The 22,423-nt window shown below is 72.5% G+C and carries 22 protein-coding genes; 9 read left to right on the top strand and 13 right to left on the bottom strand.

The annotated features are described in order from the left end of the window. Window positions 1-11: 11 nt before the first annotated feature. Window positions 12-473: a hypothetical protein gene (locus ABTZ91_RS02275; RefSeq protein ID WP_352075177.1), complete on the bottom strand. Its 462-nt coding sequence runs from the start codon at window positions 471-473 to the stop codon at window positions 12-14. Window positions 474-1,227: 754 nt separating this feature from the next. Beyond that, entirely contained in the window at window positions 1,228-1,989 is a 762-nt protein-coding gene (locus ABTZ91_RS02280) for a phosphoglyceromutase (protein WP_352075178.1), read from the bottom strand. A 126-nt stretch (window positions 1,990-2,115) separates the two neighbouring features. Here ABTZ91_RS02280 and ABTZ91_RS02285 point away from each other — a divergent pair, with 126 nt between their 5' ends. Further along, window positions 2,116-3,501 (top strand): MFS transporter, encoded by a 1,386-nt coding sequence (locus tag ABTZ91_RS02285; protein WP_352075179.1) that lies wholly within the window; start codon window positions 2,116-2,118, stop codon window positions 3,499-3,501. Here ABTZ91_RS02285 and ABTZ91_RS02290 read toward each other — a convergent pair. From ABTZ91_RS02290 to mshA, 3 genes are all read right to left on the bottom strand, one after another. After that, window positions 3,488-5,182, bottom strand: a complete 1,695-nt coding sequence (locus ABTZ91_RS02290) for a glycosyl hydrolase family 28-related protein (RefSeq protein WP_352075180.1) — start codon at window positions 5,180-5,182, stop codon at window positions 3,488-3,490. The two genes, ABTZ91_RS02285 and ABTZ91_RS02290, sit on opposite strands and share 14 nt — an antisense overlap. Before the next feature lie 109 nt (window positions 5,183-5,291). After that, entirely contained in the window at window positions 5,292-5,798 is a 507-nt protein-coding gene (locus ABTZ91_RS02295; RefSeq protein ID WP_352075181.1) for a YbjN domain-containing protein, read from the bottom strand. After that, on the bottom strand, window positions 5,791-7,149 hold the full coding sequence (gene mshA, locus ABTZ91_RS02300; RefSeq protein ID WP_352075182.1) for a D-inositol-3-phosphate glycosyltransferase: 1,359 nt from the start codon (window positions 7,147-7,149) through the stop codon (window positions 5,791-5,793). The genes ABTZ91_RS02295 and mshA overlap by 8 nt, the downstream gene beginning before the upstream one ends. Before the next feature lie 288 nt (window positions 7,150-7,437). On the opposite strand from mshA, the gene ABTZ91_RS02305 reads away from it, so the two are divergent. The 3 genes from ABTZ91_RS02305 to ABTZ91_RS02315 all read left to right on the top strand — a co-directional run bounded on the left by ABTZ91_RS02305 (window position 7,438) and on the right by ABTZ91_RS02315 (window position 11,110). Then, window positions 7,438-8,235 (top strand): class I SAM-dependent methyltransferase, encoded by a 798-nt coding sequence (locus ABTZ91_RS02305; RefSeq protein WP_352075183.1) that lies wholly within the window; start codon window positions 7,438-7,440, stop codon window positions 8,233-8,235. 280 nt (window positions 8,236-8,515) lie between these two features. After that, window positions 8,516-9,574 (top strand): C40 family peptidase, encoded by a 1,059-nt coding sequence (locus ABTZ91_RS02310; RefSeq protein WP_352075184.1) that lies wholly within the window; start codon window positions 8,516-8,518, stop codon window positions 9,572-9,574. Between the two features lie 243 nt (window positions 9,575-9,817). After that, window positions 9,818-11,110: a SpoIIE family protein phosphatase gene (locus tag ABTZ91_RS02315; RefSeq protein ID WP_352075185.1), complete on the top strand. Its 1,293-nt coding sequence runs from the start codon at window positions 9,818-9,820 to the stop codon at window positions 11,108-11,110. Window positions 11,111-11,241: 131 nt separating this feature from the next. Here ABTZ91_RS02315 and ABTZ91_RS02320 read toward each other — a convergent pair whose 3' ends face one another. The 3 genes from ABTZ91_RS02320 to ABTZ91_RS02330 form a co-directional block, all read right to left on the bottom strand. Continuing rightward, the gene (locus ABTZ91_RS02320) at window positions 11,242-11,583 is read right to left on the bottom strand and encodes a DUF2516 family protein (RefSeq protein ID WP_352075186.1); all 342 of its coding nucleotides are present in this window, start codon (window positions 11,581-11,583) and stop codon (window positions 11,242-11,244) included. Window positions 11,584-11,678: 95 nt separating this feature from the next. Continuing rightward, on the bottom strand, window positions 11,679-12,236 hold the full coding sequence (locus ABTZ91_RS02325; protein WP_352075187.1) for a hypothetical protein: 558 nt from the start codon (window positions 12,234-12,236) through the stop codon (window positions 11,679-11,681). Between the two features lie 13 nt (window positions 12,237-12,249). Next, window positions 12,250-12,645, bottom strand: coding sequence for a helix-turn-helix transcriptional regulator (locus ABTZ91_RS02330; protein WP_352075188.1), 396 nt, complete (start codon window positions 12,643-12,645; stop codon window positions 12,250-12,252). Between the two features lie 234 nt (window positions 12,646-12,879). On the opposite strand from ABTZ91_RS02330, the gene ABTZ91_RS02335 reads away from it, so the two are divergent. Then, complete coding sequence (locus ABTZ91_RS02335) at window positions 12,880-14,181, top strand: FAD-dependent monooxygenase (protein WP_352075189.1); 1,302 nt, start codon at window positions 12,880-12,882, stop codon at window positions 14,179-14,181. Window positions 14,182-14,414: 233 nt separating this feature from the next. Here the strand turns inward: ABTZ91_RS02335 and ABTZ91_RS02340 are convergent, their stop codons facing one another. After that, entirely contained in the window at window positions 14,415-15,023 is a 609-nt protein-coding gene (locus ABTZ91_RS02340; protein WP_352075190.1) for a GNAT family N-acetyltransferase, read from the bottom strand. Continuing rightward, window positions 15,013-16,116 carry a saccharopine dehydrogenase NADP-binding domain-containing protein gene (locus ABTZ91_RS02345; protein ID WP_352075191.1) on the bottom strand — a complete coding sequence of 368 codons (1,104 nt, stop codon included), beginning with the start codon at window positions 16,114-16,116 and terminating at the stop codon, window positions 15,013-15,015. Before ABTZ91_RS02345 ends, ABTZ91_RS02340 begins: the two co-directional genes overlap by 11 nt. Before the next feature lie 71 nt (window positions 16,117-16,187). On the opposite strand from ABTZ91_RS02345, the gene ABTZ91_RS02350 reads away from it, so the two are divergent. Next, window positions 16,188-17,150 carry a helix-turn-helix domain-containing protein gene (locus tag ABTZ91_RS02350; protein ID WP_352075192.1) on the top strand — a complete coding sequence of 321 codons (963 nt, stop codon included), beginning with the start codon at window positions 16,188-16,190 and terminating at the stop codon, window positions 17,148-17,150. On the opposite strand, the gene ABTZ91_RS02355 is transcribed toward ABTZ91_RS02350, so the two are convergent. After that, window positions 17,135-19,495: an excinuclease ABC subunit UvrA gene (locus tag ABTZ91_RS02355; RefSeq protein WP_352075193.1), complete on the bottom strand. Its 2,361-nt coding sequence runs from the start codon at window positions 19,493-19,495 to the stop codon at window positions 17,135-17,137. The two genes, ABTZ91_RS02350 and ABTZ91_RS02355, sit on opposite strands and share 16 nt — an antisense overlap. Before the next feature lie 158 nt (window positions 19,496-19,653). Between ABTZ91_RS02355 and ABTZ91_RS02360 the strand changes: the two genes are divergently transcribed. Both ABTZ91_RS02360 and ABTZ91_RS02365 read left to right on the top strand, forming a co-directional pair. Further along, window positions 19,654-20,064, top strand: coding sequence for a helix-turn-helix transcriptional regulator (locus ABTZ91_RS02360; protein ID WP_352075293.1), 411 nt, complete (start codon window positions 19,654-19,656; stop codon window positions 20,062-20,064). Window positions 20,065-20,074: 10 nt separating this feature from the next. Further along, window positions 20,075-20,578 (top strand): VOC family protein, encoded by a 504-nt coding sequence (locus ABTZ91_RS02365; protein ID WP_352075194.1) that lies wholly within the window; start codon window positions 20,075-20,077, stop codon window positions 20,576-20,578. Between the two features lie 3 nt (window positions 20,579-20,581). Here ABTZ91_RS02365 and ABTZ91_RS02370 read toward each other — a convergent pair whose 3' ends face one another. Together ABTZ91_RS02370 and ABTZ91_RS02375 are read right to left on the bottom strand one after the other, a co-directional pair. Further along, window positions 20,582-20,953 carry a hypothetical protein gene (locus ABTZ91_RS02370; RefSeq protein ID WP_352075195.1) on the bottom strand — a complete coding sequence of 124 codons (372 nt, stop codon included), beginning with the start codon at window positions 20,951-20,953 and terminating at the stop codon, window positions 20,582-20,584. A gap of 206 nt (window positions 20,954-21,159) precedes the next feature. Continuing rightward, window positions 21,160-21,648, bottom strand: a complete 489-nt coding sequence (locus tag ABTZ91_RS02375) for an HAD domain-containing protein (protein WP_352075196.1) — start codon at window positions 21,646-21,648, stop codon at window positions 21,160-21,162. A gap of 82 nt (window positions 21,649-21,730) precedes the next feature. Between ABTZ91_RS02375 and ABTZ91_RS02380 the strand changes: the two genes are divergently transcribed. Beyond that, complete coding sequence (locus ABTZ91_RS02380; protein WP_352075197.1) at window positions 21,731-22,219, top strand: MarR family winged helix-turn-helix transcriptional regulator; 489 nt, start codon at window positions 21,731-21,733, stop codon at window positions 22,217-22,219. Window positions 22,220-22,423: the final 204 nt, after the last annotated feature.

Below are 22,423 nucleotides of genomic sequence, written 5' to 3' on the forward strand. Positions count from 1 at the left end.
TTGCTGTCGACTCAGTTGGTCACTGCCCGGGTGCCGCCACGTACATACGTAGGGACGGACGGAGAGGCCTGTTCGCCGTAGACGGTCGCTCGCTTACCCGATTCGGCTACGTCGAGATCGAAGTAGCATCTCTCGGCTGTGTCGGGATGCCGGACTTCTATGTGCACCACGCGAGGATCGTCGATATCGCCGAAGGTCCACGTCGCCGCAGCCCGCCCGTCGTGTGCCGGCACCCATGCGCAGGCCTCGGCCTGCGCCTTGGGCTCCAGCTCGGCCGAACCGTCCGCCCGCATCACCAGGCGTACGTCGCCGTCGTCCTCAGCGATCCATGCCCCTTCTACGTCGCCCACGCCGATTGCGGCCTTACCGGCACTCTCCGCCACAAGCCCGTACACACTTCCCCCCACCACCACGGCGACGACTGCCGCCATGACGCCCGCCATCCGGAGCGACGCGCGCCCTTCATCGGCCACAAGGGCTCCTGTCCGTCGGGCGGCGAAAGGTGATACCCCGTGCTGCGGCCCAGGCCGATATCGGCAGCCGCAACGCGACGACTCGCGCCTCCTGGCCATGAGCGTGATCGACCGGACAAGTCCTAGCCATCTGCGTTCGCTTGCTCCTGACGATTACGGGCCATCTGCTCGGTTTGGCCAAGTGCGCCCAGAACCGGCGTCCACTTGGCGAGGAGTTCCATCAGGTCTGGGAGAGTAGCCGCGTACACAAGAAGCAAAGAACCGTCGGTGTTGCCGGTCAGCTCAATGGCGAATCGGGGTACCCGCGTGTGGCGTTCATAGACAACAAGGTTCAGTGGCAGAACACGCTCCCGTTAGATCGAGCTACCAGCCACGTCACTGGGCCGTGAAACGTGCCGCCAACGGCCTCGTTATTGGTCCGAGCCGTCCCCTCGACGTGTACCCCGTCGGCACTGGGGCCTCTTTCCACGCTGCACCCCCGAGTGAGCTTTACGTCCATCGTGCCGCATAGTCGGCCGCGATGACATGCGATCGGGGCGCTCTAACCTGCCGTTACGTGGAGCTCCGGGAGGGCTTTTCAGGGCTCAAGGAATCGCTCCAGGTGAGAGCGCCCTTAGCCGCCGGGCACTGCGGAGGATGGGTCTCCCGCTCGCGGCCACAGCTCGGGGCATCCTCGAGGCCCAGCGTGGGCCCAGAGCGCGAAAATGCCCCCGATCTGCACCTTGGGCGCAGGTCAGGGGCATGATCGCTTTTCCTACTTCTTCTTGCCCTGGTTCTTCACGGCCTCGATCGCCGCCGCCGCGGCCTCCGGGTCGAGGTAGGTGCCGCCGGGGGTGAGCGGCTTGAAGTTCTCGTCGAGCTCGTAGGCGAGGGGGATGCCGGTCGGGATGTTCAGGCCCGCGATGTCGGCGTCCGAGATGCCGTCGAGGTGCTTGACCAGGGCGCGCAGGCTGTTGCCGTGGGCGGCGACCAGGACCGTGCGGCCGGCGAGGAGGTCGGGGACGATGCCGTCGTACCAGTAGGGCAGCATCCGCTCGACGACGTCCTTGAGGCACTCGGTCTGCGGGCGCAGCTCCGGCGGGATCGTCGCGTAGCGGGCGTCGTGGGCCTGGGAGAACTCGTTGTCGTCGGCGAGCGGCGGCGGCGGGGTGTCGTACGAGCGGCGCCAGAGCATGAACTGCTCCTCGCCGAACTCGGCCAGAGTCTGCGCCTTGTCCTTGCCCTGCAGCGCGCCGTAGTGGCGCTCGTTCAGGCGCCAGGAGCGGTGGACCGGGATCCAGTGGCGGTCGGCGGCCTCCAGGGCGAGCTGCGCCGTGCGGATGGCGCGCTTCTGGAGGGAGGTGTGGACCACGTCGGGGAGCAGACCGGCTTCCGTCAGCAGCTCACCGCCGCGCGCCGCCTCCTTCTCGCCCTTCGGGGTGAGGTTGACGTCCACCCAGCCGGTGAACAGGTTCTTCTCGTTCCACTCGCTCTCGCCGTGGCGGAGGAGGATCAGCTTGTACGGTGCGTCGGCCATGCGTCCGAGCCTAGACGACGGCCGACGATTGACGCGCACCGTCAATTCACTGGCGTCCGGCGTATGAGATCCGTAAGTTACGAGAGCCGTACGAGGGACTTACACGCACCAGGGGGCCGGCCACACATGTCCATCGCATCGCTCAGACGATCAGCGCGCGCCACGGTCTCGGGGCTCCCCGGCGGCTTCTGGTGGCTCTGGCTGTCGACCCTGGTCAACCGCACCGGTGCCTTCGTCCTCACCTTCCTCTCCCTCTACCTCACCCAGGAGCTCGGTCACTCCGCCTGGTTCGCCGGGCTCGTCGTCGCCCTGCACGGCCTCGGCGGTGTGGCGGGATCGCCGCTCGGCGGCATGCTCACCGACCGCTGGGGCCGGCGCCCCACCATGGTCACCATGCACCTTGCGGCGGCCGGCTGCACCCTGCTGCTCGCCTTCGTCACCAGCGCCTGGGGCGTCGCGCTCGTCGTCCTCCTCATGGGCGTCGCCATGCAGGGCGTGCGGCCCTCGATCAACGCCACCATCGCCGACCTCGTCCCGGCCCACGAGGTCCGCCGCGCCTACGCCCTCAACTACTGGGCCCTGAACCTCGGTTTCGCCATCGCCGCCATCGGCGGCGGGGCCGCGATCGTCCTCGGCTACCGCACCCTCTTCGTCGTCGACGCCGCCGCCACCGCGCTGTGCGCCCTGATCGTCTTCCTCCGCCTGCCCGAGACCCGGCCGGAGGCGAAGAAGGACCACACCACCGGTGAGCCGGTCGCCGAGGCCAAGGTGAGCGTCCTCACCGTCCTGCGCGACGCGCCCTTCCGCACCCTGGTGGCCCTGAACCTGCTCGTCTGCCTCGTCTTCACCGCGCCCTGGATCGGCCTGCCGCTCACCATGACCGGCGAGGGGCTGGACCCCTCCGCCTACGGTGTCGTCATCGCCGTCAACGGCATCGTGATCGTCGGCTTCCAGCTGCTCGTCAACAAGGTCACGGACAAGCGCTCCCCGGTGATGCTGCTGACCGTCTCCTCGCTGCTCTTCGCCGTCGGCACCGGTGCCACGGCGCTGGCCGGCAGCTCCGTCGCCTTCGCCGCGACCGTCGTCGTCTGGACGATCGGCGAGATGGTCCACGTCCCCACCAACGCCGCCGCCACCGCACGGCTCGCCCCCGAGCACGCCCGGGGCCGCTACCAGGGCGTGATGGGGATGTCGTGGGCGGTGGCCGGTTTCGTCGCCCCGATCCTGGCCGGCTGGGTCGTGGACGGGCCCGGGCCCGACGTCCTGTGGATCGCCTGCGCGGTCATCGGCGCCGTCGCCGCGCTCGGCTACCAGACCCGGCTCCGGTCCGCCCTCGCCGACGCCGAGGAGGACGTGCCCGCCCCGGTCCCGGTCCCGACCCCAGCCCCGGTCCCGGCCACGCCCACGGTCCCGGCCACGCCCACGGCCCTGGCCGAGGAACCGGCTCCCGCCTCCCTCGCCAAGGCCCCGGCGCCCCCGGCGGCCGCCGCCGACACCGTCAGCTCCTCCTGAACCGCCGCTGCGCCTCGTAGAGGTTCGAAGGGCGTACGGCGCCGGGCGCGCCGTACGCCTCCAGGCGGGCGTGGAGCTCGCCCGCGAAGTCCGGTGCGTCGATCTGGTCGAACTCCCGCACCTCGCTGATGCCGACGGTCGCGCTGTACGGGGCGACCGTGTCCAGCCTCACCAGGCCCGCCCGGCCGTTGGTCACCGTCACGTTCCAGTGGGTGAACCGGGCCCCGTAGAGCGGGCCCGCCGAGGCGTCGCCGCCGTGGCGGCCGTCGTTCTCGACCGTGATGCCGGTGCGGACGTTGGCGAAGGGCATCCCCCGGTGGGTGTCGAAGGTGCCCGTCTCCATCACCCCGCGCGACCAGACGTTGTGGCTGGACAGGCCCTCCACGTTGATGCCGTGGAGCTGGGTGCCGGCCGGTGCGGGGACGGTACGGGCGGCGATGCGGAAGTCCTCGACGAGGTTGTCGTGCGCGCCCTCCCGGCAGAAGTACGGATGGTGGGAGCCGCGCCCCTCCACCCGGGTGCGGCGCAGGGTGCAGGCGGAGGCGGCGACGAACCCGAAGCCGTTGTCCCCATGGCGCACCACCACGTCCTCGGCCCAGCAGTCGTACGCGCACTGGAAGGTGACGCCGTTGTAGCCGCGGTCGAGCAGGTGCGGGGCCTGCGGGAGCGGGGGCGCCTCCAGGGTCAGGCCGGCCACCCCCGAGCCGGTCAACGGGGCCGTCCCCGAGACGAGTCGGGGGTCCCACTCGGGGCGTACGTCGAGGGGCAGCGGGCGTTCGAGACGGACGCGGCGGCCCTCGACCCGGGTGATCCGTACGGGCCACTCGTAGGGGACGTACGAGGTCAGCTTCGTCTTGTCGTCCCACGGATACGCCTCGGGGCCGGGGCCGCCACCGGCCATGTGCTCCAGGAGGGTGTGCCCGGCGTCGTCGGCGAGCCGGAGCAGGACGAGCCGGCCGCGGCGAAGGCCCGTGGGGTCGTCGACGGTGACGGTGTGGTCGCCGCGGCGGGCCGGGCGGACCGTGGTGAGGGTGGTCCACTCGTCGCGCCGGTTGCCGGTCCAGCCCTCGAAGGGCCAGGCCCGCTCCCGGATCGCGGCGAGGAGGGCGGCGTGGCGGGCGCGCGGGGAGAGCCAGATCAGGCCGCCGGCCCAGGACCAGGCCGACTTGTCGCCGCCGTACCGGGACCCGTAGGGGCCGATCAGCTGGGTCAGGCTGCGGGTGGCGACCAGGGTCGTACGGCCGGAGCCCGCGCCGCGCAGGACGACGCCGCTGTCGCCGATGTGGAGATAGCCGTCGACGCGGTACCTGCCGGGCGGGAGCAGGACCGTGCCGCCGCCCCGCTCGCCGGCCGCCGCGAGGGCGCGGTTGACGGCGGGGGCGGAGTCGGCCGAGCCGTCGGGGGTGGCGCCGTAGGCGAGGGCGTTCGCGACGACGGGAGGGCGGGGAAGCCGGGTGGCGCCGCGGTGGGCGCCGGCGGAGCCCACGTAGGGGATCTGGGGGTGGGTGTAGGGGGCGTCCAGGTACTCCTCCCAGAGGGAGGCGTACGGGGTGCGGGGCGCGGACGTGAAGCCGGTGGCGGTGGTGGCCGCGACGACGCCGACCGCGCCGCCGACGAACCGCCTTCTGCTGAGCGTGCGCCCGGTGCCGGACCCGGGACTGAGCCTGTCGTCGTCTGCCATGAACCTGAGCCCTTCACGTACATGAATGGTGTTCAGATCTGCGCTGGGCGCGAGCATGGCACTCCTCCGCCCCGTCAGGGAAGAGGCGGGAAGAGGTCGGAGACGGACGTCAGTCGGTGGTTTTCCGCGTCAGGTTCTTGAACGCGTCGAGGTTGCGCGTCGACTCGCCGCGCGACACCCGCCACGCGTACTCCCGGCGGATCGCCGTCGCGAAGCCCAGCTCCAGGAGCGTGTTGAAGTCACCGTCCGCGGCCTCCAGGACGGACCCGAGGAGCCGGTCCAGTTCCTCGGGCGTGACGGCGGACAGCGGCAGTTTGCCGGCCAGGTAGATGTCGCCGAGCTGGTCGATCGCGTAACTCACCCCGTACAGCTTGAGGTTGCGTTCGAGCAGCCAGCGGTGGACGCCCGCCTCGTTCTCGTCCGGGTGGCGGACGACGAAGGCGTTGAGGGAGAGGGAGTGGCGGCCCACCCGCAGGGACAGGGTGGTGAAGAGCTTGCGGGTGCCCGGGAGCTTCACCACGTAGGAGCCGGGTTCGGGGGACTCCCACTCCAGCTCGGCGTCCTTGAAGGTGTCCTCGATGATCCGCCGTACGTCCTCAGCCACGTCCTCAGCCATGGTGCGAGCGTACGCGACGGCGGTGGTCGCGCAGCCGGTGGTCGTGCACGGCGGCGGTGTACACGTCCGCCGTCCCCGACGCCGCCGTGTCCCAGCCGAAGGACGCCGCGTGCCGGGCGGCGGCCGCGCCCATCCGGTCGGAGAGCCGGGGGTCGTCGACGAACCGGCCGAGCGCACGGGCGTAGTCGACCGGGTCGTGGCCCTGGACGAGGAAGCCGGTGACGTCGTCGCGCACGGCCACCGGCAGCCCGCCCACCGCGGCCGCGACGACCGGGGTGCCGGCCGCCTGGGCCTCGATGGCGACCAGGCCGAAGGACTCGCTGTACGAGGGGACGACGAGCACGCTGGCCGCCCGGAACCAGTCCGCGAGCCGGTCCTGTCCGACCGGCGGGTGGAAGCGGACGACATCGGAGATGCCGAGCCTGGCCGCGAGCTTCTGTAGCCCCTCGGGCTTGGCGAGGCCGCTGCCGCTCGGGCCGCCGACCACCGGCACGACCATGCGCGAGCGCAGCGACGGATCGCGCTCCAGGAGCAGGGCCGCGGCCCGCAGCAGGATGTCCGGGGCCTTCAGCGGCTGGATGCGGCCGGCGAAGGCGGGCACGAAGGCGTCCTTGGGCAGGCCGAGCCGGGCCCGGGCGGCGGCGCGGCCGTCGGCGGGGCGGAAGTGGTCCAGGTTCACGCCCGGGTGGACGACGGCGATCTTGGCGGGGTCGGCCTCGTAGAAGCGGGCGAGCTCGTCGGCCTCCTCGGCCGTGTTGGCGATCAGCCGGTCGGCCGCCGCCACGATCTGGGTCTCGCCGATCACGCGGGCCGCGGGCTCGGGCGTGTCGCCCTCGGCGAGCGAGGCGTTCTTGACCTTGGCCATGGTGTGCATGGTGTGGACGAGCGGGACGCCCCAGCGCTCGGCGGCGAGCCAGCCGACGTGACCGGACAGCCAGTAGTGGGAGTGGACCAGGTCGTAGTGGCCGGAGCGGTGGCCCGCCCAGGCCCGCATCACGCCGTGGGTGAAGGCGCACAGCTGGGCCGGCAGCTCCTCCTTGGCGAGACCTTCGTACGGCCCCGCGTCCACGTGCCGTACGAGCACGCCGGGCGCCAGCTCGACGACCGGGGCGAGACCGCCGGTGGTGGCCCGGGTGAAGATCTCCACCTCGATGTTGATCGCGGCCAGCCGCTTGGCCAGCTCCACGATGTAGACGTTCATGCCGCCGGCGTCGCCGGTGCCCGGCTGGTGCAGCGGGGAGGTGTGGACGCTGAGCATGGCGACACGGCGCGGGGTGCGGGACCGGCCGGGGAGCCGGAGCCGTGGCGTCGCCGCCAGGGTGCCGGCGAACCGGGACACGTACTGGCTCACGTCGGCGGTCCTTCCGCTGTCGGGCGCTGTCGGGCATCACGGGCATGACGGAGAGGGGGGCGGGCGGGCCTCCTCCAGGCGCCACAACACCGGAATGCCCCCTTTCATTTCCACCGTCGGGGGCGTTTTGCCAAGTCATTACCGACGAATCCGGCGCGTCGCGCACCCTCGGCGCAGGCCGGAGCCCTCGGGACGCACCTCAGGACCCCGCCGGCAGCACCCTCGGCGCAGGCCGGAGCCCTCGGGACGCACGACAGAGCCCCCGCCGGCGCCCCTTACGCTCGTTGCATGGCCCCCCGCACCACCCCCCGTCCCCTGGGCACCGTCACCCGTGGGACGACCAACCCCAACCGGCTGCGCCGCCAGGACCGCTGGATCGCCGCCGTGCACGGCCCGGCCCTGCGGCGGTCCGCCGAGCCGCCGGTGGCCGTCGACCTCGGTTACGGCGCCGCGCCCTGGACCGCGGTGGAGCTCCTGGCCCGGCTCCGTACCGCCGACCCCCGCACCCTCCTCTACGGCGTCGAGATCGAGCCGGCCCGGGTCGCCGCCGCGCGGCCGTACGAGCGCGAGGGGCTGGCCTTCCGGCACGGCGGCTTCGAGGTGCCGGTGCCCGGCGAGGTCTCCCTGATCCGGGCCGCGAACGTGCTCCGCCAGTACGACGAGGAGCAGGTCGCCGCCGTCTGGGAGCGGCTGTGCGCGCGGCTGGCGCCCGGCGGGCTCCTGGTGGAGGGCACGTGCGACGAGATCGGGCGGCGGCACGTGTGGGTGGCGCTGGACGGAACGGGGCCGCGGACGGTGACCTTCGCGACCCGGCTCGCCTCGCTCGACCGGCCCTCCGACCTCGCGGAGCGGCTGCCGAAGGCGCTGATCCACCGGAACGTGCCGGGCGAGCCGGTACACGCCTTCCTGCGGGACTTCGACCGGGCGTGGGCGGCGGCGGCCCCGTTCGCCTCGCTGGGCGCCCGGCAGCGCTGGATCCGCACCGCCCGCGACCTCGCGGCGGACTGGCCGCTGACGGACGGGCCGCGGCGCTGGCGGCAGGGCGAGCTGACGGTGCGCTGGGAGGCACTGGCCCCGAGGGGGTGACGCCGCACCTGACGCGCCCGCACGCGGGAGGCGTACGGGAGGCGTGCGGGAGGCGCGCGGGAGGTGTGCGAGAGGCGCACGGAAGCGGAGCTGCCGAACTCCCCCTGGTTTTCCCCCGAGTGGGGAACGCAACGGGCGCAACGCTCGTCCCCCGTGGGGGGATGTGACCCGACAGGACCCGCTTTCCCCTGTCGTTTTCCCGCTCCGCATGGCACTATCACCAAGGTCACGACCAAGTTACTGACGGTAAATCAGATATGGGTCACTTGAGGGGGAGCCTGTGAACCGACGCCGCCATGCCATCGCCGCCGCGATCGCCGTGGTCTGCGCCCTGACGGTGCTCGTCTCGCCCGCCCTCACCCTCCCGGCCGCCGCGGCCCCGCTGCCCCCGCCGCCGAAGCAGCCGAAGAAGACCCTCGAAGAGGTCCGCAAGGAGATCGACGGCCTCTACCGTCAGGCCGCGGCCGCCACCGACGCGTACAACCTCGCCGAGGAGCGCGCCGAGGAGCAGTCCGAGGAGCTCGTGAAGCTGGCCCGGATGATCGTGGCCGGCCGCGAGCGGATCGACGACCTCAAGGCGCGCGCGGGCGCCGCCGCCCGCGCGCAGTACCGCAACGGCGGACTGCCCGACGGCGCCCAGTTCGTCCTCACCGACGACCCCCAGCTCTTCCTCGACAACGCGGGCCGGCTCAAGGAGGGCCACAAGGCCACCAAGGACCTGCTCGGCGAGATGAACCGTACGCAGGCCGAGTTGACCACGTACGCGAACGAGGCCAGCCTCAACTGGACGAAGCTCGAGGCCAACCGGGTCAAGCAGGCCCGCGCGAAGAAGGAGATCAACGACAAGATCGAGGCGGCGAAGAGGCTGGAGTCCCAGCTCGCCGCCGAGGAGCGGGCACGGCTGCTGCGCATGGAGGAGCAGGAACGCTCCCGCGCGCAGACCGCCTGGCTCGGCACCGGCGTCCTCAAGGGCGGGAGCGGCAGCGCGACCGCGGCGGGCAAGCGGGCCGTGGAGTTCGCCACGGCGCAGATCGGCAAGCCGTACGTGTGGGGGGCCGAGGGCCCCGGCTCGTACGACTGCTCGGGGCTCACCCAGACCGCCTGGGCCAGCGCCGGCCGCGACATCCCGCGCACCTCGCAGGAGCAGTGGCGGCTGCTGCCGCGCGTGGACGTCCGGGACATGCGGCCCGGCGACCTGATCGTCTACTACAAGGACGCGAGCCACATCGGGATGTACGTGGGCGACGGGATGATGGTGCACGCGCCGCGCCCCGGCCGGAACGTCACGCTCGCTGGCGCGGGCTCGATGGAGATCCTGGGCGTGGTCCGGCCGGACTGAGCGGGGGCCGGCTGCCGGAGTGATGTTCCTCATCCTCCCGGAGCCCTCCTGACGCCGGGCCGACGCGCGGCCGACGCCGTCCTGAGGCCGTTCCGAGGCCGTCCGGGCGGCGGCTACCTCCCCATCCGTGGCATATGCCATACCGCCATGGCGGTTCACAGGGTGATCGCCATTCCAAAGCGGTGCGCGGTACCGCTATGGTCGGTCCCCGGCCCTCGGGGGGAGGGAAGGAAGACCAGACCGATGTCCGTACCCGTCCCGCGACAGAGAATCGATTCTGCCGCGCCGTCCGGCACGCCCGGAGCATCCGGCACGCCAAGCACGTCCGGCACGCCCGGCACGTCCGCCGGCACCGCGACCGATCTCACTCTGCTCGTGGTCGAGGACGACCCGGCCGGTGCGCTCGCCGTACCCGAGCTGCTCGACGCGGCCGGTACGCGGGTCCGTATCCGTACCGCCCGCAATCTCACCGAGGCCGAGCGGCTCCTCACCGACGACGTGCACTGCGTGCTCGTCGACCTCGCGCTGCCCGCACCCCGCACGGCCGAGGACGACCCGCTGGCGCCCCTCCGGCACATCCTGCGGCTCGCGCCCCGGCACGCCGTCCTCGCGCTCGCCGCGTCCGCAGACGCCGAACTCGCGGCCGAGGCGGTACGGGTCGGGGCACAGGACCACCTCTTCCGGGAGGAGCTCGACGGGCGGCTGCTGAGCCGCGCCATCCGGTACGCGGTCGAGCGCAAGCGCGCCGACGCCGTACAGGTCAAGCTCACCGAGTCCCGGCTGCGCGCCCAGGAGAACGCCCGCCTGGAGCGCGGCCTGCTGCCCACGCCGCTCCTGGAGGGCTCGGACCTGCGGTTCGCCGCCCGCTACCGGCCCGGCCGGTCCCGCGCCCTGCTCGGCGGCGACTTCTACGACACCGTCCGCACGCCCGACGGCACGGTCCACGCCATGATCGGCGACGTCTGCGGCCACGGCCCCGACGAGGCCGCGCTCGGGGTGGAGCTGCGGATCGCGTGGCGCGCGCTGACCTTCGCCGGACTGTGCGGGGACGAACTGCTCTCCACGCTCCAGCAGGTCCTGGAGCACGAACGGGAGAGCGACGAGATCTTCGCGACCCTGTGCACGGTCGACATCGCGCCCGACGGCCGCCGGGCCGGCCTGTGCCTGGCCGGGCATCCCTCGCCGCTGATCGCCCGGCACGGCCGGGCCGCACGGCTCCTGCCGTACGAGGACAGCGGGCCGGCCCTCGGGCTGCTGCCCCGCGCCCGCTGGCCGCGCCGCCAGGTCGAGCTGGGCCCGACCTGGAGCCTGCTGATGTACACCGACGGCCTGATCGAGGGCCGCTCGGCCGGACCGGGCTCCCCGCGGCTCGGCCAGGAGGGGATGGTCGACATGATCAACCGGCAGCTGGCGCAGGGGCTGCGGGGCGAGGAGCTGCTGGACGCGGCCGTCACGGAGGTGCGGTCGCTGAACGGCGGGGAGCTGACGGACGACGTGGCCGTCCTCGCCCTGGAACGGGACAGGGCCCGGGGTTAGCCCCCGGGCCCCGCGCGCTCGGCCGCGTCCGTCACCACCGGCGACTGGCGCCACCGGCCTGGTCCGTCACCGGCCGCGTCGGCCACCGGCCTGGTCCGTCGCCCGGCTTGGTCCGCCACCGGTCTGGTCCGTCACCGGCCGCCGTTGTAGGGGCCGTACGGACCGTCGCTGCTGGAACCGCCGCCGCGCCGTCCGCTGCCGCCCGTGACCTCCCGCAGGGCGGGCCGCACGTCGACCATGAAGACGATGGCCGCGATGAGCCCGGCGATCTGCAGGAACAGCATGGGCAGCAGCAGGTTGATCAGGAGGTTGACGCCGAGCAGGATCAGCCAGAACTTCTTCGTCTGCTTGTCGGCGGCGCGGTAGGCGTCCTCGCGCGCCGTGGCGGCGAAGGCGAACGCGGCGATGGCGAAGCCGGTGAAGACCAGGAAGGTCACCAGGGACAGAATCGAGTCGAAGCCGTTCGCCAACATGCTGAGCACCGCCTAGGTGAGTGGGTGTTGCGCCTCGCGGCCAAGGTACCCGTTACAACGCTCCGGACACCGGGATTGGTGCCCGGACCCCCCGCCTACTTCTCGACGCCGTCGGCGACGACCGTCTTCTTGGCCGGAGCCTTGCGGGTGGTGGTCCTGCGGGTGGCCGCCTTGGGGGTCTCGTCCCCGGACTCCGCCTTGGTTTCGTCCTTCGCCTCGGCCCCGGTCTCCGCCTTGGCCTTCGGCTCCGGGTCCGGCTCGACGGCGATGGCGATCTCGGTGATCTCCTCGGCGGCCTCGCCGCGCCAGGCCCTGACGGCCTCCTCGCCGTGCGCGGCGAGCTCCTCGTACTTCTCGCGCGCCTTGACCGCGTACTCGGCGGCGACGCCGACCCCGCGCAGGGCCAGGTCCTGCGCCTGCTCGCCCAGCTTCTTCAGATCGGTGTCCAGGCCGCCCACCAGCTCGGCGAACTTCGCCTGCGCCTTCTCCTGCACCGCCTTGGGGTCCGTCTTCTTGACGGCCTCGATCCGCGCGGGCGCCTCGGCGGCGATCTGCTCGATCAGGCCGGGCACCTTCTTGGCCTGCTGCACGGCGAGGTCGGCGGTGCCGGCGGCGAAGTAGAGGGGGGTACGCAGTTCGTCGATGATGGCCATGGTCGTGGTCCTCCTAAGTGGCGGTGGGGTGCGCCTGCTCGGCGGCGTTGCCGGCGGCGGTCTCGGCGGCGTTCTCCTTGCGGAAGGAGTCGTAGATCTGGAGCAGCACCTGCTTCTGCCGCTCGTTGATCGAGGGATCGGCCAGGATGACGGCACGCGTCTCCAGCTCCTCCCGCTCCTGCTCGTCGAGGATTCCGGCGCGCACGTACAGCGTCTCGGCGGAGATCCGCAGGGCCTTCGCGACCTGCTGCAACACCTCGGCACTGGGCTTGCGCAGCCCCCGCTCGATCTGACTCAGATACGGATTCGACACCCCCGCGGCCTCGGCGAGCTGCCGCAGGGACAACTGCGCGGTGCGCCGCTGCTCGCGGAGGTAGTCGCCGAGATTGCCGACGTTGAGTGAAGCCATGCCTCGACCATGCCAGCCGGTGCTAACTATTGCAAGCAGGCGCTTGCAATAGTTCTGTCACGTGTCGGGCCCCGCGCGCCGGCGCCCGGTTGACGGGTCTTGTTGAAGGTGACCGGATCTCGGCCTATCTGGGTCGGCCGTACCGGTGAGTTCTGTGCGGATCCGCAGTCCACACCATGGATCCACCACAGCGGTGGGCCTGTGCTGGGAACGTTCCAGCGCGGGAGGAAGCACATGGAGGCAGTGATGGGCGCCAACGACTCCGAGCAGGAGCGCACGGTCCGGACGGGCGGGCAGGGGACGCGGGAGAGCGGTCCCAGGGTGTTGGTGGCGGGGGCGAGCATCGCGGGACCCGCCCTGGCCCACTGGCTGCGCCGGCGGGGGGCCGAGGTGACCGTGGTGGAGCGGGCTCCCGAGCTGCGTCCCGGCGGGCAGGCGGTGGACGCACGCGGGGTCGCCAAGGAGGTCATCGGGCGCATGGGGCTGGACGCGGCGGTCCGCGCGGCGTGCACCGAAACCGCCGGCGCGCACACCGTGAACGCGGACGGGCAAGTGCTGGAGACCTTCCGCGCGGACGACGACGGTGGCGACGGGTTCATCGCGGACATCGAGATCCTGCGCGGGGACCTGTCCCAGGTGCTCTACGACGACACCCGCGACGGCGTCGAGTACATCTTCGGCGACCGAATCGCCGCGCTCGCCCAGGACGTGGACGGGGTCGACGTGGTCTTCGCGGGCGGCGACCGGCGGCGCTTCGACCTGGTGGTGGGGGCCGACGGGCTGCACTCGGAGCTGCGGGCGATGGTCTTCGGGCCGCATGAGCGGTTCCTCCGCCATCTCGGGCACGTGCTGGCCTTCTACAGTGTGCCCAACGAGTTCGGGCTGGACCGCTGGCTGCTCGAGTACCAGGACCAGGAGTCCGGGCGCTCAGCCCTCCTGCGACCCAGCCAGGACGCCACCCGGGCGATGGCCATGTTCTACTTCGCCTCGGCCGACTTCGACGTCGACTACCGTGACGTCGCGACCCAGAAGCGCCTGCTGCGTGAGCGGATGGTGGGCCTGGGCTGGCTGGTCCCGGGCATCCTCGCGCACCTGGACGACACCCCGGACTTCTACCTCGACCAGGTCGCCCAGGTGGTGATGGACCGCTGGTCGAGCGGACGGGTGGGGCTGCTCGGGGACGCGGCGTTCAGCTCGTCACCGATGTCCGGGCAGGGCACCGGGCTGGCACTGGTCGGCGCCTACCTGCTGGCCGGAGAGCTTGCCGCCGCCGAGTGGGACCCCGACACCGGGTTCGCCCGCTACGAGGCGCGGATGCGCTCGTTCGTCGAGGCCAACCAGGAGATCGGCCGGCTGAACGCCCGCAGCCGTGACGTCCCCGGACCAGACGCCGAGCCGCGCCCCGATTTCACCGGCGAATGGTTCACCGAGCTGGTCGGGCGCGCGATCAACGGCATCGAGCTGCCCGACTACGCGGGGGCGCCGGACTCGGCAGCCCCAGCCGGATCCCCGATCACCTCGTCATCCAAGCCGTAGGTGTCACATAACGTGTCGAGAGGGAGCCCGGTTCGCTAGGAGACGCCGGACGACCTCCGCCGGAGTCGATCTACGCGACCATCCCCGGAGACTGGGCCTGCGGATACTCCGAACTCCCGGAAGCCGACGAACCGCCCTTCTAGATGAGCGGCTGGAGGGGAAACATCGAGCTCAGCTGCCCAGGGCACACCGTTCTCCGATTGACCGAGACGTCGGGCCGCGCCGCGTCTCACTCAAGATGACCCATCACCGGTCACGGCCTCGCCTGATTCACCTTCACTGAGACAGTGACAACACGTGGCCCTGTCGTCGGCCAGCAGCCCGTACACGTACATGTCCCGCCGCTCGCCGCCCACCTCCTGCCAGCCGCGCAGCAGGCCCTCGCGGCGGAAGCCGGCGCGTTCGGCGGTGCGCTGGGAGGGCTCGTTCCAGGGCTCGACGTGGAGTTCCAGGCGGGGTACGCGCAGGTCGTCCAGGGCCCAGGAGGAGACCGCGGTCAGGGCGGAGGCGGCGGCGCCGAGGCCGCGGGCGGAGGGGGCGAGCCAGTAGCCGAGGGAGGCCCGGCCCTGGGGGAGGTCCCGCACCCAGAGGCCGATGGTGCCGAGGGGGCGGCCGGCGGCGGAGACGATGACGAAGGGGTAGCCCGCGCCGGTGGCCGCCCGGGACCACTGGCGCTCGACGAAGGCGACGCCCTCGGCGTCGGAGTACGGCGAGGGGACCGTCGTGATCAGGGGGATGTACGGGTCCCGCGCGGCCTCGCGGACGAGGGGCAGGTCCGTCAGGCGCCACGGCCGCAGGGTGAGCCCGCCGGGCGCCGCGAGTTCGGGTACGTCAAGCGGCATCCGTCCATCCTGCCCCGCCGACCGTCACGTGCGGGGCCAGAGCGCGCAGGAAGTCAGGGGCGTCGAAGAGGGCGCCCGCCGAGTGGACGCCGCCGCCCGTCAGGCGGGTGTGGCCGGAAAGGAGCCGGGCGAGGGCCTCCACCGCCAAGGGGGCCGTCACCGCGTAGATGTCCCGGCCCCTCGCCACCGCGCGGCGCTCCTCGGCGCCGGAGCGGACCCGCACGTCGACGAGGAAGGTCTGGTCGGAGCGCCCGCTCGCGTCGGCCGGGACCGGTGGCGGGGTGTCGGCGGCGGCCAGGTCGCCGGCCGCCTCCGTCGTCATGTACGTGCGCACCTCGGGGACGGCGAGATGGCTCGGCACCGTCACCACGTCCGCCATCGTGAAATCGCCGATCACCGTCCGCGGCCCCATCGGTGCCGGGAACGCCCACTCCAGCACCGGCGGCGCGTCGTCCCGGTAGCCCAGCCGGCCGCCCGTGTGGACCGGGCGCCGGCCGCCGCGCCGCTCGCGCGAGACCGCCCCCGCCGCGCGCGTCCCGGCCGTCGGGTGCCAGCTGTCCAGGCCGTACGCCACGTGGACCTCGTCGGCGACCGTCCAGTCGCCCATCGCGGCGGTGGCGAGCAGGTCGCCGAGGCCGCCGTAGAACGCCATCGCCGGGACCACGGGGACCCCGGCGGCCCGGGCCCGCTCCCCGAAGAGCGCGAACGTGTCCGCGTTGGCCTCGATCTCGGCCGCCACGTCCACGTACGGGATCCCCGCCCGCAGGGCCGCCTCGATCACCGGCCCGGCCGTCGTCGCGAACGGGCCCGCGCAGTTGACGACGGCCGCCGCGCCCGCCAGCGCCCGGTCGAGCGCCGCCGGGTCGTCGACCGCGGCCGGGCGCACCTCCAGACCGTCGGCCGTCTCCTTCAGCTTCCGCTCGTCACGGCCCGAGAGCACCGGCACGAAGCCCCGCTCCCGCAGCTCCGCCACCACGAAACGGCCCGTGTGCCCGTACGCGCCGTACACCACCACGCTCCGCCCGGCGGTCCGCCGTGCGGTCTTCCCGGCAGTCGTCTCGGCGGTCTTCCCGGCTGTCTGCTCGCTCGTCATGCGGACAGTCTCGCCACCGGCCACGTCCCGCCGTGAGTGTCGGAAACGACGTACCCCGTACAGTTCCCGACATGGCACTTCCGGAGGACCGTTCCCTCGCCCTCGCCGTCACCGACGGCATGCTGCACTTCGAACTCTCCATCGCCCACGAGGTGTTCGCCCGCGACTACGAGCTCACCGTCTGCGGTCCGGGACCGGTCCGCGCCGGACGGTTCCTGCTCGAACCCGACCACGGGCTCGACCGGCTCCCCCTCGCCCGTACCGTCGTCGTCCCCGGCTGGGCCGACGTCGACGTCGCCCCGCCCGCCGAGCTGGTCGACGCCGTGCGCGCCGCGCACGAGGCCGGCGCCCGGGTCGCCTCGCTCTGCACCGGCGCGTTCGTGCTCGCCGCCGCCGGGCTGCTCGACGGGCGGCGGGCCACCACCCACTGGGCCCACACCGACGTCCTGGCCGCCCGGCACCCGAGGGTGACGGTGGACCCGGACGTGCTCTACGTGGACGAGGGCAGCGTGCTCACCTCCGCCGGCAAGGCCGCCGCCCTGGACCTGTGCCTGCACCTGGTCCGCCTCGACCACGGCTCGGCCGCCGCCAACACGGTGGCCCGCCGGCTCGTCGTGCCCCCGCACCGGGACGGCGGGCAGGCCCAGTTCGTCACCACCCCGGTCCCCGCGCCCGGCAACCACCCGCTCGACGCGCTGTTCCCCTGGGTCATGGAACGGCTCGACCGGCCGCTGACCGTGGAGGACCTGGCCCGCCGGGCCGGGATGAGCTCCCGTCACCTCGCCCGCCACTTCCACGCCGTCACCGGCACCACCCCGCTGCGCTGGCTGCTCGCCCAGCGGATCCGCCGCGCCCAGGAGCTCCTGGAGACCACCGACGACGGCGTCGACCGCATCGCGGCGGCCACCGGCATGGGGACCGCCACGACACTGCGCCGCCACTTCGCCCGTACGGTCGGGGTGCCCCCGGACACGTACCGCCGCACCTTCCGCGTACGGGCGAACGGTCAGCGCCGGGCTCAGGCGCCCACGTAGTCCGCGAGGTGCTCGCCGGTCAGGGTGGAGCGGGCGGCGACCAGGTCGGCCGGGGTGCCCTCGAAGACGATCCGGCCGCCGTCGTGACCGGCGCCGGGGCCCAGGTCGATGATCCAGTCGGCGTGCGCCATGACCGCCTGGTGGTGCTCCACGACGATGACCGACTTGCCGGAGTCCACCAGCCGGTCGAGCAGCCCGAGCAGCTGCTCCACGTCGGCCAGGTGCAGACCGGCGGTCGGCTCGTCGAGCACGTAGATCCCGCCCTTCTCGCCCATGTGCGTGGCCAGCTTCAGCCGCTGCCGCTCGCCGCCGGAGAGGGTGGTGAGCGGCTGGCCGAGGGTGAGGTAGCCGAGGCCGACGTCGGCGAGCCGCTCCAGGACGCGGTGGGCGGCCGGGGTGCGGGCGTCCCCCGCGCCGAAGAACCGCTCCGCCTCGCTCACCGGCATCGCGAGCACCTCGGCGATGTTCCGGCCGCCGAAGCGGTATTCGAGCACCGAGGCCTGGAACCGCTTGCCCTCGCACTCCTCGCACACGGTGGCGACCCCGGCCATCATCGCCAGGTCGGTGTAGACGACACCGGCGCCGTTGCAGGTGGGGCAGGCGCCCTCCGAGTTGGCGCTGAACAGGGCCGGCTTCACGCCGTTGGCCTTGGCGAAGGCCTTGCGGATCGGCTCCAGGAGCCCCGTGTACGTGGCGGGGTTGCTGCGCCGCGAACCGCGGATGGGGCCCTGGTCGACCGAGACGACGCCCGCGCCCGCCGGGATCGACCCGTGGACGAGCGAGCTCTTTCCGGAGCCGGCGACACCGGTGACGACGGTGAGGACGCCGAGCGGGATGTCCACGTCGACGTCGCGCAGGTTGTTCGCCGACGCCCCGCGCACCTCCAGGACTCCGTTCGGCTCGCGCACGGACTTCTTCAGGGAGGCGCGGTCGCCGAAGTGCCGGCCGGTGACGGTGCCGCTCCTGCGCAGCCCGGCGACGGTGCCCTCGAAGCAGACGCTGCCGCCCGCCGTCCCGGCGCCCGGGCCGAGGTCGACGACGTGGTCGGCGATCGCGATCGTCTCCGGCTTGTGCTCCACGACCAGGACCGTGTTGCCCTTGTCGCGCAGCCGCAGCAGCAGGTCGTTCATGCGCTGGATGTCATGCGGGTGCAGCCCGGTGGTCGGCTCGTCGAAGACGTACGTGACGTCCGTGAGCGAGGAGCCGAGGTGGCGGATCATCTTCACGCGCTGCGCCTCGCCGCCGGACAGGGTGCCGGACGGCCGGTCGAGCGCGAGGTAGCCGAGGCCGATCTCGACGAAGGAGTCCAGGGTCTGCTGGAGCGTCGCGAGCAGCGGCGCGACGGACGGGTCCTCGATGCCCCTGACCCACTCGGCCAGGTCGCTGATCTGCATCGCGCAGGCGTCCGCGATGCTCACCTCGCCGATCTTCGAGGAGCGGGCGCCCTCGTTGAGCCGGGTGCCGTCGCACTCGGGGCAGGTCGCGAAGGTGACCGCGCGCTCCACGAAGGCGCGGATGTGCGGCTGGAGGGAGTCGATGTCCTTCGACAGCATCGACTTCTGCAGCTTGGGGATCAGGCCCTCGTAGGTGAGGTTGATGCCCTCGACCTTGATCTTCGTCGGCTCCCGGTGCAGCAGGTCGTTCAGCTCGCGCTTGGTGTAGCGGCGGATCGGCTTGTCCATGTCGAAGAAGCCGCTGCCCGCGAAGATCCGGCCGTACCAGCCGTCCATGGTGTAGCCGGGGATGGTGAGCGCGCCCTCGGCGAGCGACTTGGAGTCGTCGTACAGCGCGGTCAGGTCGATGTCGGAGACCGAGCCGCGGCCCTCGCAGCGCGGACACATGCCGCCGGTGATCCGGAAGCTGCGCCGCTCCTTCACGGTCCGGCCGCTCTTCTCGACGGTGACCGCACCGGCGCCGCTGATCGAGGCGACGTTGAAGGAGAAGGCCTTGGGGCCGCCGATGTACGGCTTGCCGAGGCGGCTGAAGAGGATCCGCAGCATCGCGTTGGCGTCGGTGGCGGTGCCGACCGTGGAACGCGGGTCGCCGCCCATCCGCTGCTGGTCGACGGTGATCGCGGTCGTCAGACCGTCGAGGACGTCGACGTCGGGGCGGGCGAGGGTGGGCATGAAGCCCTGGACGAAGGCGCTGTACGTCTCGTTGATCAGCCGCTGCGACTCGGCGGCGATCGTGTCGAAGACCAGGGAGCTCTTGCCCGAGCCGGACACGCCGGTGAAGACGGTCAGCCGGCGCTTGGGGAGCTCGATGCTGACGTCCTTGAGGTTGTTCTCGCGGGCGCCGTGCACGCGGATCATGTCGTGGCTGTCGGCGGCGTGCGTCCTGCTCATGATTCTCCCTGCTCGTGTCCTTGGGAGTCAGGCTAGGCGGGGGCGGGCGGCGGTGCTTCTCGATTCCTGACCGACCCGTTTCGTGTACGCGTTCATGGCAGGGTGGGTGCGTGACGCCGACGCTCGACGACCTGGCCCGACTGCGCCGGGCCCGCGACATGATGGACCGCGACTACGCGGAGCCGCTGGACGTCCCGGCCCTGGCCCGGGCCGCGCTGATGTCCCCCGGGCACTTCTCGCGCAGCTTCCGGGCCGCGTACGGGGAGACGCCGTACGGCTACCTGATGACCCGGCGCATCGAGCGGGCGAAGGTGCTGCTGCGGCGGGGCGACCTGAGCGTGACGGAGGTCTGCTTCGCGGTGGGCTGTACGTCGCTGGGGTCGTTCAGCACCCGGTTCACGGAGCTGGTCGGGGAGAGCCCGAGCGCCTACCGGGCGCGGAACCACGAGGCGGGGGCGGCGATCCCGGGGTGCGTGGCGATGTATCTGACCCGCCCGACGCGGGCCTCCGTCCGCGGGGCCGCCGAACCGGTCAGGAACGGAGAAGCGGAAAGCGCGGACGGCTCGTAGCGTCGACGCCATGAACACCGACGCCACTCAGGCCACTCAGTCCACCCCCCAGTCCACCCAGTCCCCTCAGTCCACCCGGTCCCCTCAGTCCTCCCCGACCACGATCGACCTCGCCCAGTGCTTCATCGCCGTCGACGACCACGACAAGGCGCTCGCCTTCTACCGCGACGCCCTGGGACTCGAGGTCCGCAACGACGTCTCCTTCGAGGGGATGCGCTGGGTCACCGTCGGCTCGCCCACGCAGCCGGACGTCGAGATCGTCCTGGAGCCGCCGCTCGCCGACCCCAACGCCCCCGCCGCCGACCGGCAGGCCGCCGCCGAACTCCTCGCCAAGGGGATGCTGCGCGGGGTCATCTTCCGCACCGACGACGTGGACGCCACCTTCGAGCGGATCCGCGCCGCGGGCGGCGAGGTGCTCCAGGAGCCGATGGACCAGCCGTACGGCGTGCGCGACTGCGCGTTCCGCGACCCGGCGGGGAACATGCTGCGGTTCAACCAGCCGCGCAAGGGCTGATCGTCAGGACGCCGCCTGGGCGAGCCAGACGAGGATCCCCACCGCGATCGGCAGGGTCACGAGGCCGAGGGTGAGGAAGCGGCCGGGCATGGACATGCGGCGGACGACGGGCGTCAGGGCGACGAGGGTCGGCACCGCGACGGTGGCGAGCGCCACCCCGAGGGCGCCGAGGACCCAGCCGTCGACCGCTTCGCCCTCGGCCGCCAGCCAGACCACGGTGAGGAGGACGGCGCACGCGGGCCAGGCGAGCAGGGTCAGCACCGCCGCCCACACGAGCCCGGCGAGGACCGCGAGCACCGTCTCGCCCCCGCGCCCCGCGCGCGCCGGAACCGGCCGTCCGGGTCCGTACAGGGCCGCGTAGGTCTCGGGGTTCATGGTCGGCTCCATCCGTGGGGCGGGTGCGGGGTGCACGGGGCGTGGGTACGGGGTGCGGGGCGTGGGGCGCGGGGCGTGGGGTGCGGGGTGGACGGGGCGTGGGGTTGCGGGGTGCACGGGGCGTGGCCCGGTGCTCTCCGCTCATCCTGGCCGCGCCCCGCGCCACCGGGATGAGCACGACCGCTCATCCCGCCCCGGCCCCGTACTCAGCCGCCCGAAGCACGCACCCAGGCGGCGACCCGTGCGTAGTCCGCCGCCGTGAGGCCCGTGGCCGGGTCCACGCGGTGGAGGAGGGCGGGGGCGGGGTGGTGGGCGCGGGCCCAGGCGCGGTCGGCGCCGGTGATCTCGTCGTCGAGCCAGACGTACGGTCGCCCGTCGGCCCGGGCGGCGAGCGCCCGGGTCTTCCAGTGCAGGCCGCCGGTGAGGGGGGCGGCGTCCTCGTCGGGCCAGTCGACGACCGGGAGCGGCGGAAGGCCGAGCCGGGGCGCGATCACCTCGTTCGCCTCCTCGCCCCAGGTCGTGGCCCAGACGAGCGCACAGTCGAGGGCCGCGAGGCGCGGGCCGTGGGCGGGATCCACGCGGTGCAGGAGCGGGTGGGCGTCCGGGGGAGGCTCGGGGGCGTACGCGGGATGGGGCGCCGAGCCGCCGAAGGGGATCAGGGGGCCGTCGACGTCGAGGAAGAGAAGGGGCCGCATGGGGCCAGGGTCTCTCGTCCCCGCGTTCATTCGTTCGCTCGCCGATCGTCCGCAACGGACCGGTTCTCGCTACCCTGGTCGTATGACCGCCATGGCTCCCGCCCGCACCGAACCCGACCTCTCCTATCTGCTCGACCACAGCAGTCACGTGCTGCGGACGCAGATGGCCGCCCGGCTCGCCGAGATCGGGCTGACCGCCCGGATGCACTGTGTGCTCGTCCATGCCCTGGAGGAGGAGCGGACGCAGGCGCAGCTCGCGGAGATCGGCGACATGGACAAGACCACGATGGTGGTGACCGTGGACGCCCTGGAGAAGGCCGGGCTCGCCGAGCGGCGGCCGTCGAGCGCGGATCGGCGGGCGCGGATCATCGCGGTGACCGAGGAGGGCGCGAAGGTCGCCGCCCGCAGCCAGAAGATCGTGGACGAGGTGCATCAGAGCGCACTCGGCTCACTGCCCGACGAGGAGCGGGAGGTGCTGGTGCGGGCACTGAACCGGCTGGTCACGGGCCATCTGGAGACGCCGGTCGAGGGGCCGCACACCGCGCGGAGGGCCCGCCAGACCAACAAGTGAGTCCGAGAAAGATGGTCTGCAACAAAACTATCTGCTAGCGTCCTTCCTGTCGCCATACCCGACAGGAAGGCCGACCATGCCTGCCACGCCCACGTCCTCGCCCTCGTCCACCTCCTCGTCCACCTCCTTGTCCACCTCCTCGTCCACGTCGACGCCCCCGTCCGCCACCTTGCGCAGCTCCCGCTGGACCGCGCTCGGCGTCCT

This window comes from Streptomyces sp. NPDC126499, from assembly GCF_040302485.1.
GTDB lineage: Bacteria > Actinomycetota > Actinomycetes > Streptomycetales > Streptomycetaceae > Streptomyces.

Bases quoted from the DNA above. Each gene is read 5' to 3' on its own strand.
- ABTZ91_RS02290 (WP_352075180.1), bottom strand. From the start codon at position 5,182: ATGGCAGACGACGACAGGCTCAGTCCCGGGTCCGGCACCGGGCGCACG.
- ABTZ91_RS02330 (WP_352075188.1), bottom strand. From the start codon at position 12,645: ATGGCTTCACTCAACGTCGGCAATCTCGGCGACTACCTCCGCGAGCAG.
- ABTZ91_RS02340 (WP_352075190.1), bottom strand. From the start codon at position 15,023: ATGCCGCTTGACGTACCCGAACTCGCGGCGCCCGGCGGGCTCACCCTG.
- ABTZ91_RS02325 (WP_352075187.1), bottom strand. From the start codon at position 12,236: ATGGCCATCATCGACGAACTGCGTACCCCCCTCTACTTCGCCGCCGGC.
- ABTZ91_RS02345 (WP_352075191.1), bottom strand. From the start codon at position 16,116: ATGACGAGCGAGCAGACAGCCGGGAAGACCGCCGAGACGACTGCCGGG.
- ABTZ91_RS02370 (WP_352075195.1), bottom strand. From the start codon at position 20,953: ATGAACCCCGAGACCTACGCGGCCCTGTACGGACCCGGACGGCCGGTT.
- ABTZ91_RS02305 (WP_352075183.1), top strand. From the start codon at position 7,438: ATGGCCCCCCGCACCACCCCCCGTCCCCTGGGCACCGTCACCCGTGGG.
- ABTZ91_RS02335 (WP_352075189.1), top strand. From the start codon at position 12,880: ATGGAGGCAGTGATGGGCGCCAACGACTCCGAGCAGGAGCGCACGGTC.
- ABTZ91_RS02355 (WP_352075193.1), bottom strand. From the start codon at position 19,495: ATGAGCAGGACGCACGCCGCCGACAGCCACGACATGATCCGCGTGCAC.
- ABTZ91_RS02315 (WP_352075185.1), top strand. From the start codon at position 9,818: ATGTCCGTACCCGTCCCGCGACAGAGAATCGATTCTGCCGCGCCGTCC.
- ABTZ91_RS02375 (WP_352075196.1), bottom strand. From the start codon at position 21,648: ATGCGGCCCCTTCTCTTCCTCGACGTCGACGGCCCCCTGATCCCCTTC.
- ABTZ91_RS02285 (WP_352075179.1), top strand. From the start codon at position 2,116: ATGTCCATCGCATCGCTCAGACGATCAGCGCGCGCCACGGTCTCGGGG.
- ABTZ91_RS02360 (WP_352075293.1), top strand. From the start codon at position 19,654: ATGATGGACCGCGACTACGCGGAGCCGCTGGACGTCCCGGCCCTGGCC.
- ABTZ91_RS02295 (WP_352075181.1), bottom strand. From the start codon at position 5,798: ATGGCTGAGGACGTGGCTGAGGACGTACGGCGGATCATCGAGGACACC.
- ABTZ91_RS02320 (WP_352075186.1), bottom strand. From the start codon at position 11,583: ATGTTGGCGAACGGCTTCGACTCGATTCTGTCCCTGGTGACCTTCCTG.
- ABTZ91_RS02380 (WP_352075197.1), top strand. From the start codon at position 21,731: ATGACCGCCATGGCTCCCGCCCGCACCGAACCCGACCTCTCCTATCTG.
- ABTZ91_RS02350 (WP_352075192.1), top strand. From the start codon at position 16,188: ATGGCACTTCCGGAGGACCGTTCCCTCGCCCTCGCCGTCACCGACGGC.
- ABTZ91_RS02280 (WP_352075178.1), bottom strand. From the start codon at position 1,989: ATGGCCGACGCACCGTACAAGCTGATCCTCCTCCGCCACGGCGAGAGC.
- ABTZ91_RS02365 (WP_352075194.1), top strand. From the start codon at position 20,075: ATGAACACCGACGCCACTCAGGCCACTCAGTCCACCCCCCAGTCCACC.